Consider the following 19,092-nt stretch of genomic DNA (forward strand, 5'->3'; position numbering starts at 1 on the left):
AACATAGCTAGTATTTATGTTATTTCCAGAATTTAAAACGTGTACAAGTCGGTTTTCTACACTAACCTGTCATGGTAACAAACTCTTCCGAGCCAGTTGGATGGATTGCGACCACGCTGTCAAAATCGGCTTTGGTTGCACCCATTTTCATTGCAACGGCAAAGCCTTGGATCATTTCATCAACCGCAAAGCCAATGCCGTGTAGGCCAACAACTTTTTCATCTTCACCGACACATACCAGCTTCATTTTACATGGTTGGCGATGCTGGGTGACTGCGGTATACATGGCGGTAAAGCCTGAAGTGTAAACCTTCACTTGTTCCTCACCAAATTGCGCGTTGGCTTCTGCTTCAGTGAGGCCAATGGTACCAATAGGTGGATGACTAAATACCACGGTTGGCACTAAGTTGTAGTCCATTTTGGCGTTGGTTTTACCGTTAAATAAGCGCTCGGATAATTGACGTCCCGCCTTCACTGCCACAGGGGTGAGCTCGATGCCACCTTCCATAATGTCACCTACGCAGTAGATGCCGGGAACATTAGTCGTTTGGTATTCATCTACAGGAATGTAGCCTTGGGCATTTGTTTTAACGCCCGCGTTTTCAATTTTAATGCTGCTGGTGGCAGGGTGACGACCAATGGCCCAAATTAGGCAGTCTACGGTATAGCTTTCGCCGTTTTCAAAGCTGATAGTAAGGCTGCCATCGCTGTTCTTTTCCACCGCTTTGGGCGTGCTTTCAGTGTGTAATTGCGGACCTTCCGCGGCCATCACTTCGACTAAGGTGTCGGTTAGCATAGTATCAAAGCTGCGCAGTGGCGCATGTTTGCGCACAAATAGGTGGGTTTCACTGCCCAGCGCATTCAATACGCCAGCAATTTCAACTGCTATGTAGCCTGCGCCTATTACTGCAACACGTTTAGGCTGCTCGGTTAGTTCAAAAAATCCATTTGAGTCAATGCCGTACTCTGCGCCTGCAATATTAGGAATGGTTGGCGCACCGCCTACGGCGATCAAGATATGATCGGCGCTATAGTGCTTGCCATCAACTTCGACTGTTTTGGCATCAACAAAGGTTGCAAAACCTTTGATGACATTAACCTTGTTATTGCCTAGTACGCGATCGTATGACTGGTGGATGCGGCCAATATAAGCTTCACGACTGGCGACTAGTTTGCTCCAATCAAAGCCCTTTTGCTCTACGTCAAAGCCGTAATCTGGGCTGTAAAGCTTGATGGCTTCAGCGATTTGCGCGCCGTGCCACATTACTTTTTTTGGTACACAGCCGACATTGACACAAGTGCCGCCAAGGGCTTTTGCTTCAATTAAGGCTACTTTAGCGCCGTAACGCGCCGCACGGTTTGCTGAGGCGATACCACCGCTGCCACCGCCAATACAAATGTAATCAAAATGTTCAGTCATGTTATGTTTCCCTTGGAGTTTTACACGATTCTAGAGAGTGAGTAGGGAAAGGCAAGTAAAAACCGAGGCGGATGCCTCGGCGCGGTGATTAACGTTCTAGACTAGACGTTATGATAAGGAATGTTAATGCGGAAACAGACACCATGTTCAACACTGGTATCGTGTACTATGCTGCCTTTCAGTAACTGCACCACTAAGTTATAGATGACATGCGTGCCTAAGCCACTGCCACCATGACCACGTTTTGAGGTAACGAAGGGGTCGAAAATGCGCGGGGCTATTTCTTTATCGATACCGCGTCCAGTGTCGCGATAGTCGATTAATAGGCGATCATCTTGTCGAGTCACATCAATGATAATTTTCCGTTCGCCATCCCATTCATCGAAACCGTGGTTCACGCTATTAATGATCAGGTTAGAATATATTTGTGTGAAGCTGCCGGGAAAACTATGCATTTTTAATTCACTGTCGCAATGAGTTTCTACAATGCAGCGGGCTTTTTTCAGCTTGTGGTTCAGAGAGGTGACCACTTGATTGAGGTTTTCTTCTAGATTAAAGGTGTAGCAAGCTTCACTTGACTGGTCAACCGCGACTTGTTTAAAGCTGCTTATCAGATCGGAAGCGCGGCGTAAGTTACTCATCAGTAAGTTACACGATTCATCCATATTGCCAGTCAACTCTTCAATATAAGCGCGAGATAACTTACCTTCTGCGACGCGTTGTTGTAGCGACTTGGTTTGATCTTGTAGATACGAAGAGGCGGTGACGCTGATGCCGATAGGGGTATTTATTTCATGAGCAACACCGGCCACTAAGCTGCCCAGTGATGCCATTTTTTCTGACTCAACCAAGGTTTGTTGCGCGCGTTTAAGTTCGTCAAAGGCGATAACCAATTGGTTGTTACTTTGCTCTAGGCTGGCGGTACGTTTGATGACTTTCTCTTCAAGCTGGTCATTCAATCGTTTAATTTCTTTTTCAACCCGTTTCAGACTCGATACGTCGTAACCAAAGGCGATCAGGTATTTAAAATGGTCGCCGTCATAAAAAGGCACAAAGCTCCAAATGAGCGTATTGGTTTCACCTAGCTGATCGGTCATGGTGATTTCAAAATCTTTTTGGTCTTGATATTTTTTTAGTTGCTTGGCAATTTCTTCGCGTTGGTCTGGGTTAACAAACAGCTCTAGCCAGCTGCGCCCCGCCATTTCGTGTTGGCTGTAGCCAGTTAAGATAACGCCAGCAGGGTTGATAGTGTCGATATCTAGAGACTGATCTAAGCAGCAAATGACTGAGGTGGAGGAGTTGATAATGGTCGTGGAGAAGTCACGCTCGCCAGCGAGCTCTTGGTTGGCTTTTTCTTTGGCGGATAATTCGGCGAATATTTTCTCTCGCATTTGGTTGTAAGTGGCAGCAAGGCCATCAAGTTCATCAGGATTCGCAGGGTGCGGGTCACGGCCTTCAAGTTTGAGCGGTGGAGAAACAGAATCAAGCTTAAGGGAGCGGGTGTAGTCAGCAATGCGGTTTAAATGACGAATCACCAGATAGTAGATGATTAACAAAATACAGATAGAGACCACTAAGGTTTTAATAGTTTGACTGACTAAGATAACCATGGATTTTTCGATTAAGCGCCGATACACCTCGTCTAATGAGGCGGCCACTAATAAACGTCCAACCACTTCGCCTTGATAGACCAAGTCGAATTCACGGCTGATATCGAATTTTTGTTTCAGCATCCCTTTTTCTATAAGGGGAACTTCAGAGCTGCCTAGGATTTCTTTAATGAGTACATATTGCATGTTGGGGAGGTTCATTATCCCTTCAACCTGCACCTGCACTTGCTCTTCATCTAGATTCCACAAGCTCGCGGCGATCGGTTGTAAAAAGCTGGCTTCGATTTGGGTAATGCTGTTTTCGATTTGGCCGACATCTTTGCGGTAGTCCCATAACAGCTGCACTATGGTGATGACGACGGCTAAAACACTACTGCAAAGAAGGATGTAAGAAAGCAGTCTAAACGAGAGACTGTTTTGCGACATAGATCGTTTAAGTTTTGAAACCACACTTGGCATTCGGGTGACACCTATCCACTGAGCTTGGCTCAGCCTAAATAATGCGAGCGATAACCCTTTGTGTCTATTGGTATAGCTCGATGTCATTAAACATCAGCGAGACGCTATAAGGGGTCGTTATTAATATATTCAGCATAGACTGGCTTATTGCAGTCGGCTATTTATTCAGGATACATCTGCTGCATAATTTTTGGGAGCCGATTGTCCCTTAATTCCGACTAAAACCCGAGTTAGATCGCGCTATTCAGCTAAATTTTTAGTGATGTATCGTTTTAATCCATTTTGGTGGTTGGTTTTTTGTTCGGCTGCAATGACTTAGCTGTGTCCAAATCGTATGTGTTTTGCCGATTGCTTACTGAGTTGGGCCTTGATATTTGTGGTCTCGGGCCTCATCTTTGATTTAATGACCTTATCTTAGAAGAGAAACTGTATGACAATTGCCCAGCCTTTACCTCTATTTAGCAACATTAAGCCCGATCATATTCAAGCCAATATTACGCAACTTATTGCTGACAACAAAGCCGCCATTGAGAGCGTGCTTGCCGCCGGTGGGCCTTATACTTGGCAAAACTTTGTGTTACCGCTAGATGAAGTGGCGGATGCTTTGGGGCAGGCATGGCAAGCGGTTGCGCATATGAATGCGGTAGTCAGTAATGATGAATTACGTGCTGCCCATGATGGCTGTTTGCCACTATTATCTGATTTTGGCACTTTTGTTGGTCAACATGAGGGGCTTTATCAGGCTTATCGCGAGATTCGTGATGGTGACGAGTATGCCCGACTACAATCTGAACAGCAGAAACTAATTGATGATACTTTACGTGATTTTTCTTTGTCGGGTATTGGTTTAGATGCAGAGAAAAAAGCCCGCTACGGTGAAGTTAAAAAACGTTTGTCAGAGTTGGCTTCGCAATTTAGTAATAATGTATTAGATGCAACCTTGGCTTGGCAAAAATTGATCACTGATGTTAATGAGTTATCAGGTTTACCGGAATCAGCTATTCAAGCGGCACAAGAGTTAGCTAAAAGTAAAGATCTGGAAGGCTACTTGTTTACCCTCGATATTCCAAGTTACTTACCGGTTCTGACCTATGCCGACAATCGCTCATTGCGTGAAGAAATGTATCAGGCGTTTGTTACGCGCGCTTCTGATCAAGGGCCTCATGCTGGGCAGCGTGACAACAGTGCCATTATTGACGAAACCTTAGCGCTGCGTCATGAATTATCCCAGTTACTGGGTTTTGCTAATTACGCAGAAGATAGTTTGGCCACTAAAATGGCACAAACGCCCGAACAAGTATTGGGTTTTTTAACGGATCTAGCGGAAAAATCTCGTCCACAAGCTCAAGCTGAAATAGCGGAGCTACGAGAATTTGCACAGCAGCAATCTGGCGATACTGATTTACAAGCTTGGGATTTAAGTTATTACGGCGAAAAACTCAAGCAGCATAAATACGCCATTTCTGCTGAAGCACTGCGCCCTTACTTTCCTGAAGCTAAGGTGGTAAGTGGTCTGTTTGAAGTGGTGAAACGCTTATTTGGTTTAACTATCACAGAGCGTGAAGGCGTTGATACTTGGCATCCTGATGTGCGTTTTTACGATATTTTTGATCAACAGGGCGAGTTGCGCGGTAGCTTTTATTTCGATCTCTATGCGCGCGAGCACAAACGTGGTGGCGCTTGGATGAACGATTGCTTAATACGTCGTCGTCGCTTAGATGGTAGCTTGCAAAAACCAGTGGCCTTTTTGACTTGTAACTTCAACAAGCCAAGTGCTGATAAGCCGGCCTTGTTTACCCATGATGAAGTCACCACACTATTCCATGAGTTTGGCCATGGTATCCATCATATGCTAACGCAGGTAGAAACCAGTGGCGTATCGGGGATAAATGGCGTGCCTTGGGATGCGGTTGAGCTACCGAGCCAGTTTTTAGAAAACTGGTGCTGGGAGCCAGAAGCATTAGCCTTTATTTCAGGTCATTATCAAACTGGTGAGCCTTTGCCTCAGGATATGCTAGATAAAATGCTGGCGGCGAAGAACTATCATTCGGCATTGATGATGGTGCGCCAGTTGGAATTTTCTCTGTTTGATTTCCGTTTACATTTAGAGTTTACTCCAGGCCAAACTAACCAAGCACAAGCTAAGTTAGATGAGGTGCGCAGCCAAGTAGCAGTCGTTACTCCGCCTGCATACAATCGTTTTCAGAACGGTTTTAGCCATATTTTCGCCGGTGGCTATGCGGCAGGGTATTACAGCTACAAATGGGCTGAAGTCTTGTCTGCTGACGCTTTTTCGCGTTTTGAAGAAGAGGGGATTTTCAATGCGCAAGTTGGCCGTGACTTTATGCAGCATATATTAGAAAAAGGTGGCTCAGAATCACCGATGGCCTTGTTTACCGCTTTTAGAGGGCGAGAGCCGCAAGTTGACGCGCTATTACGCCATAGCGGTATTGTCAGTTAGTCTGTCATTCCTTAGCCTTAGTAAGGAATATATTGCCAAGTAAAATCAAATAAATCTCACTAATGTGAGATTTATTTGTATCAACAAAGCAGAATCTGAATTTTTTACTTCATATCATATATTCTTAGCCATTTTTTTTATTACTATAAGCAACTGTTTTTATATTTCTTTTTTCAGGTGGTTATTATGCCGCACACTTTACACGCCGTACCAGATATCATTGTTGATGCGGTGGCTGGCTATTCGGGCCAAAGCTTGTGTGATGTTTTTGTACAGCAGTTGTGTAAGCATCTGGCTGCAGAGTGTGTGTTACTGACTACCTTAGATAACACCCAATCGTTACTTAATGTACAAGCTAGCTCAGGCAACTTGGCTGAGCAGCACCCTGACGTCTTGTTGGTGCACTCGTCTCCTTTCACTCATGCTTTGAAAAATCAAATTTGTGTTATTGAGCATAATGCTGCGCAACAATTTCCCAGTGTCGAGATTTTACAGTTATATCAGGCTGAAGGGGTGTTAGCGGTTTCTTTACCCACTGATGAGAATAATGTTATTGGTTTATGTATCGCTTTGTATCAAAAGCCGTTGCCAAAGGAGTATAAGGGGGAGCATTTAATGAGTTTACTGAGTGGCTTTATTGCGCAAGAGTTAGATCGCCAAGGGCGAGGGGCTCCCTCAGACTCATTACCGAAGACTTATCAGCATGAAACAAATGAAATGAGGTATAAAGGTTTAATTGGTACTTGGTCGATTGAATTCCCATCACGCAAACTGATTTGGTCAGAAGCAACCTTTAGGTTGTTTGATTTAGAGCCTTTTTCTTGTTCGCTTAACTTGTTTGAGTTAGAGCAGTTTATCGTGCCCAGTGATCGCGCCATGGTAATGCTAGAGCTAGAGAAAGTGATTGAGGGAGCAGTAGCCGAGCCTCATGTTTTTGAGTACCGCATTGTCAGTGCTAAGGGTGAGTCTAAATGGTTACGCGCTCAGGTTAATTCTATTCGCGGTGAGCATCAGACGCTATTGCAATTAAACGGCATTACTCAAGATATTACTCGTAGCAAACTAACAGGCAATGTTTTGTTAGAAAAATACTTCGACTCTTTGATTCGACACCTGCCTCTAGCGGCGATGCAACTCAAACACGATGGCTCTATTGATAGGGTAAATGAGGCAGCATTACAGTTATTTGGCTATCGTCCCGAAGATGTGCCCTTGCTGCATATTGATGATTTAAGTTTTCCCCAAGATAAGGCGAACGCCGCTTCTTTATATCGTTCATTATTAAGTGGCGATACTGAGCACGCTAAGGTACGTAAGCGTTACGTTACTAAATTAGGTCAAGTGATTCACAGTGATGCATCGGTGATTGCGTTGCGCAATGATCAGGGGGATATTGCTTGTTATTTGGCGATTGTCGAGCCCATTAATGACAACCCACTGCAGATTGACCACCTCGATGATTTGACTTTGTTGCCAAGTCGAGCTGGCTTTCTGTCGGCCTTAGATCGGCAAATAAAAACCAACGCACATTTTGCCTTATTGCAATTAGGGTTGGATAAATTTAAGTCAATTAACAACACCCAAAAAATTGCCACGGGTGATGCTTTGTTAACTTTAGTGGCAGAGCGCTTAAAGGGGCGCTTGCGCCAGCAAGATTTTATTGCTCGTTTAGGGGGCGATGAGTTTGTGATCATTGTTCCTGACTTGGTGTCAAAAGGGCAAGCGGAAGTATTTGCTCAGCAACTACTTGGTTCTTTTTCTCAAGGCTTTCAACTGACCGACCAACAGCTGTACATTACTGCCAGTATTGGCTGCGTATTATTTCCACAACATGGCTTTAGCAGTGATGAATTAATGCAAAAAGCAGGGCTGGCTTTATCAGAAGCGAAAAACCAAGGACGTAATACTTGTATTGTATACGAGCAAGCCATGCGTCAGTCGGAGTTAGACAAGCAAGCGTTATTAGTTGAATTAACAGAAGCGATTAAAAGTGGTCAGCTAACGGTTTTTTATCAGCCTATTATTGATAACTTTACGGGGAAAGTTGCTAAGTTAGAAGCATTAGTACGCTGGCAGCACCCAAAGCGAGGCTTTATTTCGCCGATGGTGTTTGTGCCACTCGCTGAGGAAGTCGGACTAATTCAGCAACTAGGCCAGCAAGTGTTAAGGCAAGCTTGCTTGCAAGTAAAACAATTGCATCACTTAGGTTATGAACATCTAGAGGTATGTATCAACCGTTCAACCTTAGAATTTCAGAATGTTGATTTACAGGCAAGTGAATGGATAAAGGTGATTCAAGAAAGTGGCCTGCCAGCTTCTTCTGTTACCTTAGAAATTACAGAAAGTTTGCTGATGAACAGTGATTCACAACATATGCAGCGGATCACCGCATTAAAAGCGGTGGGTATCAATATTGCCATTGATGATTTCGGCACTGGTTATTCATCGTTGAATTATTTACGCAGCTTACCTGCTGATGTGGTTAAAATAGACCGTTCCTTCATTGCGGATATACCCTGTAATCAACAAGATAACTTGTTGTTTAATGGCATTATCAATATTGTGCACAATTTAGGTATGAAGGTGGTGGTTGAAGGAGTGGAAACTGAACTTCAACAGAATTATATCCAACAGCAAGGCTGTGATTTTTCTCAAGGTTTCTTACTAAGTAAACCCTTATCGTTTGATATGTTAAAGGATTTTTTGGCAGTGCAATTTCGGCAGTATTCAGTGGGGTTAATGTAGTATATGGAGTGGATTTCGAGTCTGATCACCAGTTATAAAACCAATAATTGGATGTTCGATGTCAGTGTTATTTTACTTATCACCAGTGTGGCTTTTGTCTTTTGGCGTTACTTTGCAAAAAAAATGGAACGTCTTGTTCTGCTTACCAAAACTGGTTGGGATGATGCAATTTGGGCATCGATTTGGAAGCCGATTAATTGGATCGTGTTGACCGTTGGGTTAGCGATGGTGGCCAGCGTTTATGCTGAAAACCAAAATAGCGCATTGTTGGAATATATTCCTTTAGCCCTTACTTTAGTGTTAACAGGCTTGATAGCTTGGGCATTTCTTCGTTTTATCACCCATGCTGAACATAAGTTTATTAGCCAAGGTAAAGATGAAACCACGGTTAATGCTCTAGGCAAGCTGATGAAAGCAGCAGTGCTGGTAATTACCGCGTTAGGGATATTTCAAACCTTAGGTTTTAGTATTTCAGGGGTGCTGGCTTTTGGTGGTGTGGGTGGTTTAGTGGTCGGTATGGCCGCGAAGGATTTATTAGCAAACTTTTTTGGTGCGTTTGTTATTTACTTAGACCGACCATTTAAAGTTGGTGACTGGATCCGCTCGCCAGACAGAAATATTGAAGGAACCGTGGAGCATATAGGTTGGCGAGTCAGTATTATCCGGACATTTGATAAGCGCCCTCTTTATGTCCCTAATGCTGTGTTTTCTAGTATTGCGGTAGAAAACCCGTCCCGTATGAGTCATCGCCGCATTTATGAAACATTAGGTATTCGCTATGCCGATAGTAAAAGTATGGCGGCGATCGTCGCTGAGGTGAAAACAATGCTCGCTGGCCATGATGAGATTGATACTACGCAAACCATGATTGTAAATTTTAATGGTTTTGGTAGCTCCTCAATGGATTTCTTCATTTATACTTTCACTAAGACCACGAACTGGGTTCACTTTCATGAGGTGAAACAGGATGTGTTGCTGAAAGTGATGGCGATCATTGAGTCTTATGACGCTGAATTTGCTTTCCCAACGCAAACATTACATATCGAGGGGGTCCAGCCTGAAGTGCCGATCAGCCCTGAGAGCTAAGCTAGCCTGACGCGATTGTTTACAACTTGATCACAAACTATTGGTGGTCAAGTTGACGATAATACAATAGGCAGAGTACCCTCGAATTATCTTTTAGTACCATAGATTAATTGAGACCCGATGCAGATATTAGGGCTAAGCCGCTTTTTTTGTTCCATTTTCTTCGGCGCTATGCTGTTGATGACCAGTGCAGGCGTTGAGGCTAAGCAACAAGAAGTACTGGTGCTTCATTCTTACCATCAGGGATTTAAGTGGACCCGTGACTTACAAGCCGGAATCGAGTCTATTCTCAAAAACCAAGAAGTATCTCTCTACGTATCTTACTTAGACAGTAAGCGCTTCTTTACTGACGAATATATGTCGTTGTTGACTGAGGCGTTTGCACGTAAATTTTCTCATCGTGATTTTGATTTAGTCATCGTCACCGACAATAACGCACTTGCGTTGGCAAAAGCTTATGGCCAGCGTCTTTTCCCTAATACGCCGATTGTGTTTGCTGGCGTGAATAATTTTACCCCTGCGCTGATCGATGGCATGTCAAAAGTGACAGGGATAGTCGAGAGCCCTGATTTGTTTGATACTTTAACTGCTGCCTTAAGCTTGAGGCCACGCACTAAAGATATTTACGTGATTGTTGATGACACCACGACAGGGCAGTTATTACAGCGCGACATTGAACGTATAAGCAGTCAGATTTACCCTAAGCTTCATGTTTTAAATGAAGAAACCTTTCTTACTCTGAAACAAAAAGTGAGTAATATTAACGGCGATGCGATTATTTTATTCACGATTTTTTCTCGTGATCGTGATGGCCAGTACTTAGAACATGAGCACCTGCTGCAATCGTTATTTGAGGTGGCTAAAGTGCCGATCTTTGGCTCTTGGGACTACACCTTAGGTTATGGGGTGGTGGTCGGTGGCAAAATGGTGAGTGGTTTTAGTCAAGGCGAGCGCGCCGCACGTAAAGCGTTAGATATTCTTCATTCGGTACCGATTGAAGCGTTGCCCATTGAAACCAAGTCCAATAATCAATTCGTGTTTGATGCTGAACTGTTGAAGCATTGGCAGTTAGATTTTGATCTGTTGCCGAAAAACTCCTTGATAGTCAATCAAGTGGAAAACCAATACAACGTTTATCGAGACAACTTTTTTGTTGTGTTGGCTGTGGTGTTGAGCCTTTGCATCATTATCGCATTATTACAATTTAACTTATTAAAGCAAAAACGCGTTGAGTTGGAATTACGCGCCAGTCGCACCCGTTTTAGTGCTTTGTTTCATGAAGCCTTTCAGTTCATTATTTTACTTGATGACAAGGGCCGGATCTTACAAACCAATAAGGCTGCATTACAGTTACTGAATCTGAATGAAGTTGATGTGATTGGCGAATACATTTGGGAGTCGCCCTGGTGGCGCCATGATCTAGAAGAGCAGCAAAAACTTGTGTCCGCTATCGATATGGCGCAAAAAGGTGATTTTGTACGCTATGAAAGCCAGCAAATGAATAGCAGTAAGCAGTCAGTGATTGTGGATTTATCATTAAAACCTGTCCGTGGTGGCCAGGGCGTTGAGATGATATTGCTGGAAGGCCGGGATATTAATAGCATCAAGCGAGCGGAAGTAGAGTTAAGGGAAAGTGAAGCCCGCTATCGGGTGTTGCATGATGAAAACCCGTTTATGCTGCTGACAATTAATAACCAAGGGTTAGTGCTGTCTTGCAATCGCTATGGCGCTATACTGCTGGGTTACTCAGTTGACGAGCTTGTTGGTAAGAATATCACCTTATTTCATACTGTTGCACACGATATTGGCAGTCAAATTAAATACCTGAATCAATGTGCCAGTAATCCTGATGGCCTATTGAGCCGCCAAATTCAATATCAAACGCGTTTAGGGCAAACCTTGTGGCTTAATGAAACCACTCGCAAGGTGCCAGGTAAAGAGCAATTCTTTTTAGTTTGTGAGGATATAACTGAAACCAAACACCTATCTGAACAGTTGGCTTATCAGGCATCTCATGACTTTTTAACGGGATTGGGCAATCGTAGCTTCTTTGAATCAGAGCTGCAAAGTCATATCGATTCTGCCGCTGAAACAGGTCGTGTGCATGCTTTAATGTATTTGGATATGGATCAGTTTAAGGTGATTAACGACACCTGTGGTCATAGTGCTGGCGATGAAGTGTTGAAACAGCTAGCTACTTTATTGACTGATAGTTTGCCATCCCATGCGTTACTTGCTCGTTTGGGCGGGGATGAGTTTGGGGTGATTATTGCAGATAGCTTGCCCGATGATGCGCTAGCCTATGCCCATGGCATTATTGCCGCGATTGCTGAGCACCACTTTATTTCCGAAGAAAAAACCTTTTCGCTTGGTGTCAGTATTGGCTTAGTGGAAATGAACGAGAGCAGTGGTAATCGCCAATATGTTTTAAGTTGTGCTGATACGGCCTGTTATGCAGCAAAAGATGAAGGTCGCAATCGGGTTCATGTGTTTAAACAAGACGATCAAGAGCTACAGCGACGCCATGGAGAAATGCAGTGGGTAAATAAAGTGCAACAGGCGCTGCGAGAGCATCGCTTCTGTCTTTATGCTCAGCCCATCAAACGGGTAGGCACTCAAGATGAAGATAAGAGTTATCTTCATTACGAAGTGCTGACGCGAATGATAGATGATAATGGCAAATTGGCCCCACCGGGGTTATTTATTCCTGCTGCCGAAAACTACAATTTGGCTGACAAGTTAGACAAGCTGATTATCGATAAAACCTTAGCTTGGTTAAAAGGGCACCCTGATCACGTGGCGAAACTAGATCAATGTTCTATTAACCTCTCAGGCCAGTCAATTGGTAACAAAGAGTTCGTTGAGTACTTAGTTAAGGCGTTGGTTGATTCCGAGTTGCCGTTATACAAAATTTGTTTTGAGGTGACCGAAACCGTTGCCATTGCAAACTTTAGTCATGCCTCCTTCTTGTTGAAAGAGTTGAAAAAATTAGGCTGTAAATTGGCGTTGGATGATTTTGGTACTGGCCTCTCGTCATTTGGATATCTTAAACGTTTACCGGTGGACTACCTCAAAATTGATGGCTTGTTTGTACGAGATATTGCTGATGATGAGATGGATTATGCCATGGTGCGCAGTATCAATGAGGTGAGTCAGTTGATGGGTAAGCAAACCATCGCGGAATGTGTTGAAGATGAGCGAGTCATGATGCGCTTGGCTGAAATTGGGGTTGATTTTGCTCAAGGTTATCATCTGGGTAAGCCGATGCCGATTGAGATGATGGCGTTAGTGTCGCTTGCCATGGAATAAGTTAGCCGGGTTCATTTTTATTGCGATGAAGTAATCTGCTATGATGCGGAAAATTTCCTATTGAGTATGCCTGTGATACCACTCCTTGCTGATTTTCCTGAGCTTAATGCTGATGCCGATAAGTTACGGCAAAAGTGGGGCTTTAGCGCCAAGCGATCTGCTGATGATTTATTGGTGTTGGTTTTAACGGCTACCCAACTTGAATTACGAAAAGTGGATGAGCCCAAACTTGGCGCGGTGGCGGTAGACTTTGTTACTGGCGCGGCGGCGCATCGACGTAAGTTTGGTGGCGGCAAAGGGCAAACTATCGCCAAGGCGATAGGAGTAAAGTCGAAAGCAGGTTTAAGTGTTATCGATGCCACAGCTGGTTTGGGGCGGGATGCGTTTGTATTTGCTTCTTTGGGTTGCCAAGTTACCTTAATTGAACGCTCTCCGGTGGTTGCCGCTTTATTGGATGATGGCTTGCAACGCGCCTATCGCGACCCAGAAATAGGCGCTTGGATGCAAGCGAATATGCAATTACGTTTTGATTCAGGGATTGATTGGCTGGCGAATGCCCAAGCTGATGTGGTCTATCTTGATCCTATGTTTCCCCATAAGAAAAAGAGTGCATTAGTTAAAAAAGAAATGCGCGTATTTCAACACTTAGTAGGCCCTGATTTAGATGCTGATGCACTGTTAGCCCCCGCTTTGGCTGCCGCTCGCTACCGAGTGGTGGTTAAGCGGCCTGATTATGCACCTTGGTTGGCTCAACAAAAGCCAACCTTGGCGTTCACTACTAAAAGTAATCGCTTCGACGTTTATGTTAATAAGGGGCTCACCTAGCTCGCCTGTTCTGCATCTTGGTTATGCAGGGCATGAATAATGGTGTCTGCCTCTTGTTTTATTTGCTCTGCAATTTGTTGTGATAAGCTGGAGACTTGTTGAGATTGCTGTTTGACTTGCTCAATTGCCGAGGCAAAATCAATCAACTTGCCGGATTGCAGCTTGGCATTAATGCTGCCTTGTTCGGCGACAACGGCTGAGTTGACCGCACTTTCCCGCACGCCTTGTGCAGTACTCCATAGCGTATCAGCAGTTTCTTTCTGCTTAATAGAAGCCACTGATATTCCTTTAATATCTTGTCGTAATCCAGATGATGCCTGACGTAATTGTTCCAATATAGTGGATATTTGACTCAAAGATTCTTGGGTTCTATGTGATAGGTGGCGGACTTCGGTGGCGACAACGGCAAAGCCTCGGCCATGATCGCCAGCTCGAGCAGCCTCAATGGCGGCGTTGAGGGCTAAGAGATTCGTTTGTTCAGAAATATTGCTGATGACTTCTATTATTTTTTCAACATCATCAACAGACAGGGTGAGTGAAGCGAGAGAGGCGTTACAGCGTTGCACCGCTTGGCTAGTATTGTCTGTGGCAGCAAGTACTTGCTTGGCGTATTTTTGACTATCTAGCATCGCGCCTTCATTATTTTTAGCGTGGCCCAAGATGGTATGAGAACTGTGCTCAACCTCTTGTGCCAGTTGATTAAGCTCTTGTACCATTACCGCGCTCTGGCTGGCGGCTTGGCTGTTCGCTTTAGAATCTGTTTCAATCACTTGCACTTGGGCAACCATTAGCTTTAATGCGTTAGAGACTTTTACTAGCTGTTCTGCTTTATAAGCTTCGGTTGATTGAATGCGAGTGATGAGTTGATTGAAGTATTGCGCTATTTCACCTAACTCATCCTTTGAATTAGCTAAGGATAGTGGGCGTGGTTGCTGCGTTTCGACGAGTTGGGCGAATGCATTCTTCAATTGTTTGAGGCGCTTGACGACAAGCTGTTGCTGAAATATGAATGCGATTAAGGCGTAAGCGATGAGTGTTGCCAGTGACAGCAATAAAGCGAGACGGATCCCAACTAAGTTTTGTTCGGTATCAGCTTGTATTTGCGCTTCAATTACTAATATAGCGGCTTCTAGATCATCGACTTCTTGCCTTAGTTGATTACTGGCTTTGATGGTGGAGTCAATATTCTGCTCGGTATTGTCGAGCTCTTTTGGGTAGCGTTTGATCAAATTTGCCAGCTCTGCAATAGCGGCTTGGCCTTTTTCAACAGGATCTTCGTCATCATCAAAGCTAAGCTCATCGGGATCGCGCTCAATAACATAGAAGATATTCAATGGCGCTTTCGCTGCTAGCTGGTCTAAAGTGACGCGCATTTTTTGTTGGTAGTAGTGTATTGCTTCTATCTGCTCGGGCTGCATTTGTTGGAAGTATTTCGCCCGTTGCTGAGTTAGCTGAGTCAGCGACTCGCTAAGATCTTGGCTGAGTTTAAGATAACTGGCGGCCAAATTAGGATTTTTATCTAGTCCTTCAATGGCATAGTTTTGCAAGCTGCTCAATGACCCAAACATTTCTTGCTCGGCGAAGGTAAGCAGTTGCTGGCTGTTGCCGGACAATTTACCCGCTGCGCGATAGTCACTATTGAGGCCATCTATTAATCTGATTACTTTGTCATTGATTTGTGCCACTTGCTGATTGGGAAAGGCGCTGAGTTGTTCTGATAGTGTTTCTAATTGCTGCTGCGCGAGACTTAATTGGCCCGCGTCACCACTAATTAAATAATCTTGGATGGTGCGTTGAAAGGTAACGCTGATCTGATGTTTCAAGGTCTGGTATTGTTGCCCTTGCTGTTGCATCATTTGGATTTGATCGCCACTGCGCCACATCGAGTAACCGAGTATGCTTGCTAATATCATTAGTAATAGTGATGATAGGAGAGAGAAGGTGCTTATACGCATGATGCAGTACCTAGATCATTTGTGATAATGCGGATGCTAGTGGTTATCTATGACAAATATATGACAGCCATTCATACTTTATACTGAGTTTTGCGATGAAGAAGAACCAAACCTTGTGTGATTGGAAACGGGCTGATATCGAGAAGCACCATAGTACTCTTAAGGAGCTGGTTGCTCAGCCCCAGTTTGTATGTCGCAAATGTGCCCGCGTGGCAAACACAAAAAAGGTATTGTGTAAGCCTTTTGCTCTCTAGCTAGCTTTAGTGATTCGTTATTGGAACAATCAGCAGGTCACAGGGCGCTTGGTTCAACAGTTTTTTTGCTGTGGTATGAAAATAACTCCACAGTCCGTGGTGATGGCCAGCAATGATTAAGTCTACCTCTAAGGATCTGGCTGAGGTGAGAATGCTTTCAGGCATCTCGCCACACACAATTCTGTGTTCAATTAATGGGTAATCTATTTCAGCCATGAGTAGGTCCAATTCAGCTATCGACTGTTCGGCAAGTTGCTGCTTTATCTCCGCCAAGTCCATTGCAATCATATCGCTATACAGCTGATTTAGTTGCATGTTTACGTGGAGTAGCGTTAGTTTAGCGTTATCAATACGAGCACGTTCGACGGCTTTATCTAACAGGGCTCGACTATCTTCATCCAAATTGAGTGCCACTAAGATGTGCTGATAAGCTGCCATATGGTGATCTCCTATAGTGATATTATTTGAGTATAGAAGTAAGGGGGTTAGCTTGCTGATTAAGACGAATAAGCTGCCACTGTTGTTGCTTAAAAGTGATCTCGGTAAAGCTGCAGTTGGTTAACTCCAGTACATGCATTTTTTGTTTTGACCAGTTCAATAAATGATGCAGCAGATAGTTCAAGCTATAGCCGTGTCCGATAATGGCATGGCTTCCGGATAATTGGGTTGTTAGCTGCTCGGTAAATTGCACAAGTCTAGCTTCAAGCTCAGCTAAAGGTTCAGATCCGGCATACGGTAGGTCGATTTGCCGTTTATGTAGCTGCTGTAAGTGGTATTGTTTTTGTGTCGACATCAATTTGAATGGTTGGCCTTCTAAGGAGCCAAAACTGAGCTCGCGTAATAACGGTGTGAGCTGGGGTGTTAGTCTATGTGGTTGTGCGATCACATCCGCGGTACTGCTCGCTCTTGCCAAATCACTGCTGTAAATACTGTTAATCGTAAGGTGTCGACATGCCATCGCTAACAAGTTTGCTTGCGATAAGCCTTTATTATTGAGCTGGGTATTTTGTTGGCCTTGTAGAATACCGAATTTGTTCGCATCGGTTTCGCCATGGCGAATTAAGTATAAGGTGATCAATCTAGGCCACTTTCGTTTGCGCTTAAGTGGTCGCCATCATAGCTTGAAAGGTAATATCTTCAATTAGATAAATGAGAGTAAAAATAGCAGCATGATGAAACTTAAGATTTTCCATTCTTTGAATAACAGTTCCATGTCGATGCTCCTATTAATAACTTAGCCATACTAGCAGTCGGCAATAGAAGAGGTTGTGAAATATGTCAAGAAATGAGCGATTAAACGTAATGAAGGTGTATCTTCTTCTGCCATTTTTAGGTGGGGTGGCATTTGTGCATCTAACTATGTGAAAATGCAGCTAAGCATAGAAGCTGAATAAGGATCCATAATGTTAAAACCGAATATGATCGAAAAATTAAACGAGCAAATAAACCTAGAATTTTATTCCTCCAACCTTTACCTGCAAATGAGTGCTTGGTGTGAAGATAAAGGCCTAGAAGGTGCTGCGGTTTTTTTACGTGGTCACGCAAAAGAAGAAATGGAGCATATGCATCGCTTGTTTACGTATGTGAGTGAAACCGGTGCGTTACCGATCCTCGGCGCAATTGATGCGCCACCACATGATTTTGAATCATTGACTCAAGTGTTTCATGCCACGCTAGAGCATGAGCAAATGATTACACAAAAAATCAATGGCCTCGCTCATGAAGCTTTTACCTGCCAAGATTATTCAACATTTAACTTTTTGCAGTGGTACGTATCGGAGCAACACGAAGAAGAGAAACTGTTTAAAACCATCATCGATAAGATTGATTTGTTAGGTGGTGATAAACAAGCTCTTTATTTTATGGACAAAGAGCTTGCTGAATTAGCAAAATCAGGTAGCCCGAGTATCATTGACTCAGCCACTGCTGCAGAAGCTGGCTTTTAAAAAACTGACTTAGCTTGGCTGATTGTGTTCGGCCAAGTATTCATTCTTCAAGCGTACATAGTTTTGTGCCGACTCTGGCAGGAAATTCAACTCTGCTTCAGTTAACTTGCGCGCCTGCTTGACTGGAGAGCCCATATATAAGTAACCAGACTCTAATGTTTTACCGGGTGGTACTAATGCACCTGCACCAATAATCACATCATCTTCAATTATTGCATTATCTAATATAATGGCACCCATGCCGACCAAGACTCTATTACCTACTGTGCAGCCGTGTAACATCGCTTTGTGACCGATGGTGACATCGCTTCCTATAATAAGCGGGTAACCATTTGGGTTGTTATCTGTTTTGCGGGTGACATGTAAAACACTACCATCTTGAATATTGCTGCGCGCACCAATTTTTATCTGGTTTACATCACCACGCGCAGCAACTAACGGCCACACACTTGCATCTTCCGCTAATTCTATATCGCCAACCAAAACGGCTGCTTCATCTATATAGCAATAATCGGATACTTTAGGGTAAATACCTTTATAAGGGCGTAGTTTGTGATTCATCAGAGTTCTCCTTTTTACCGACATTAGCATATAAAAACAGCAAAACAAGATGGAATATCTGTAAATCCTGTGGATAACTTGAGTGCAACTTGTGTGTGTAATTTAATTACAATTTTTCGTTAAAAAAGCCTTGCGCCGAAATCGAATCTCCCTATAATGCGCAACCACTGAGACGGCACAGTGCAAGGCGCAACGCAACATCAGGTGGTTAAGAAGCTGCGGTTTCTAACCAGAAGCGAAATCGAAAATTTCTCGAAATTAACGATTGACTTTCAAACCGGCTAGCGTAGAATGCGCAGCCCTGACGAGGTGAAGCGAAAGCAACCTAGTCAACGTTCTTTAACAATTTAATCATGCAATCTGTGTGAATACTCATGTTGTTTAACTTCGGTTGACAGCGCAATGGTAACGAATCGCCAAAACGATTTATTTATCAATGTAATTTCTGAGTGTTCATATAG

General features: G+C 43.7%; 12 protein-coding genes. 6 read left to right on the forward strand and 6 right to left on the reverse strand.

Annotation, left to right across the window (positions count from 1 at the left end; genetic code table 11):
- Window positions 1–61: 61 nt before the first annotated feature.
- Window positions 62–1,420, reverse strand: coding sequence for a glutathione-disulfide reductase (gorA, locus tag K6Y31_RS13725; RefSeq protein WP_233053527.1), 1,359 nt, complete (start codon window positions 1,418–1,420; stop codon window positions 62–64).
- 101 nt (window positions 1,421–1,521) lie between these two features.
- Window positions 1,522–3,489, reverse strand: a complete 1,968-nt coding sequence (locus K6Y31_RS13730; RefSeq protein WP_233053528.1) for a sensor histidine kinase — start codon at window positions 3,487–3,489, stop codon at window positions 1,522–1,524.
- Window positions 3,490–3,919: 430 nt separating this feature from the next.
- Here K6Y31_RS13730 and prlC point away from each other — a divergent pair, with 430 nt between their 5' ends.
- The 5 genes from prlC to K6Y31_RS13755 all read left to right on the forward strand — a co-directional run bounded on the left by prlC (window position 3,920) and on the right by K6Y31_RS13755 (window position 13,915).
- Window positions 3,920–5,950: an oligopeptidase A gene (gene prlC / locus K6Y31_RS13735; RefSeq protein ID WP_233053529.1), complete on the forward strand. Its 2,031-nt coding sequence runs from the start codon at window positions 3,920–3,922 to the stop codon at window positions 5,948–5,950.
- 186 nt (window positions 5,951–6,136) lie between these two features.
- Window positions 6,137–8,695: a putative bifunctional diguanylate cyclase/phosphodiesterase gene (locus K6Y31_RS13740; protein ID WP_233053530.1), complete on the forward strand. Its 2,559-nt coding sequence runs from the start codon at window positions 6,137–6,139 to the stop codon at window positions 8,693–8,695.
- A 3-nt stretch (window positions 8,696–8,698) separates the two neighbouring features.
- Complete coding sequence (locus K6Y31_RS13745) at window positions 8,699–9,781, forward strand: mechanosensitive ion channel family protein (RefSeq protein ID WP_233053531.1); 1,083 nt, start codon at window positions 8,699–8,701, stop codon at window positions 9,779–9,781.
- A 120-nt stretch (window positions 9,782–9,901) separates the two neighbouring features.
- Window positions 9,902–13,090 carry an EAL domain-containing protein gene (locus tag K6Y31_RS13750; protein ID WP_233053532.1) on the forward strand — a complete coding sequence of 1,063 codons (3,189 nt, stop codon included), beginning with the start codon at window positions 9,902–9,904 and terminating at the stop codon, window positions 13,088–13,090.
- Between the two features lie 66 nt (window positions 13,091–13,156).
- On the forward strand, window positions 13,157–13,915 hold the full coding sequence (locus K6Y31_RS13755; protein ID WP_427901901.1) for a class I SAM-dependent methyltransferase: 759 nt from the start codon (window positions 13,157–13,159) through the stop codon (window positions 13,913–13,915).
- Here the strand turns inward: K6Y31_RS13755 and K6Y31_RS13760 are convergent.
- The 3 genes from K6Y31_RS13760 to K6Y31_RS13770 form a co-directional block, all read right to left on the reverse strand.
- Window positions 13,912–15,870, reverse strand: coding sequence for a methyl-accepting chemotaxis protein (locus tag K6Y31_RS13760; RefSeq protein WP_233053534.1), 1,959 nt, complete (start codon window positions 15,868–15,870; stop codon window positions 13,912–13,914). The genes K6Y31_RS13755 and K6Y31_RS13760 overlap by 4 nt on opposite strands.
- Before the next feature lie 260 nt (window positions 15,871–16,130).
- The gene (locus K6Y31_RS13765) at window positions 16,131–16,562 is read right to left on the reverse strand and encodes a universal stress protein (protein ID WP_233053535.1); all 432 of its coding nucleotides are present in this window, start codon (window positions 16,560–16,562) and stop codon (window positions 16,131–16,133) included.
- A gap of 22 nt (window positions 16,563–16,584) precedes the next feature.
- Window positions 16,585–17,202 (reverse strand): histidine phosphatase family protein, encoded by a 618-nt coding sequence (locus tag K6Y31_RS13770; protein ID WP_233053536.1) that lies wholly within the window; start codon window positions 17,200–17,202, stop codon window positions 16,585–16,587.
- A gap of 325 nt (window positions 17,203–17,527) precedes the next feature.
- Here K6Y31_RS13770 and ftnA point away from each other — a divergent pair, with 325 nt between their 5' ends.
- The gene (gene ftnA, locus K6Y31_RS13775) at window positions 17,528–18,070 is read left to right on the forward strand and encodes a non-heme ferritin (RefSeq protein ID WP_233053537.1); all 543 of its coding nucleotides are present in this window, start codon (window positions 17,528–17,530) and stop codon (window positions 18,068–18,070) included.
- A 9-nt stretch (window positions 18,071–18,079) separates the two neighbouring features.
- Here ftnA and K6Y31_RS13780 read toward each other — a convergent pair whose 3' ends face one another.
- Window positions 18,080–18,631 carry a gamma carbonic anhydrase family protein gene (locus tag K6Y31_RS13780; RefSeq protein ID WP_233053538.1) on the reverse strand — a complete coding sequence of 184 codons (552 nt, stop codon included), beginning with the start codon at window positions 18,629–18,631 and terminating at the stop codon, window positions 18,080–18,082.
- Between the last annotated feature and the right edge of the window lie 461 nt (window positions 18,632–19,092).

The organism is Motilimonas cestriensis (assembly GCF_021295315.1).
In the GTDB taxonomy this organism is placed as follows: Bacteria; Pseudomonadota; Gammaproteobacteria; order Enterobacterales; family CBDFNC01; genus Motilimonas; species Motilimonas cestriensis.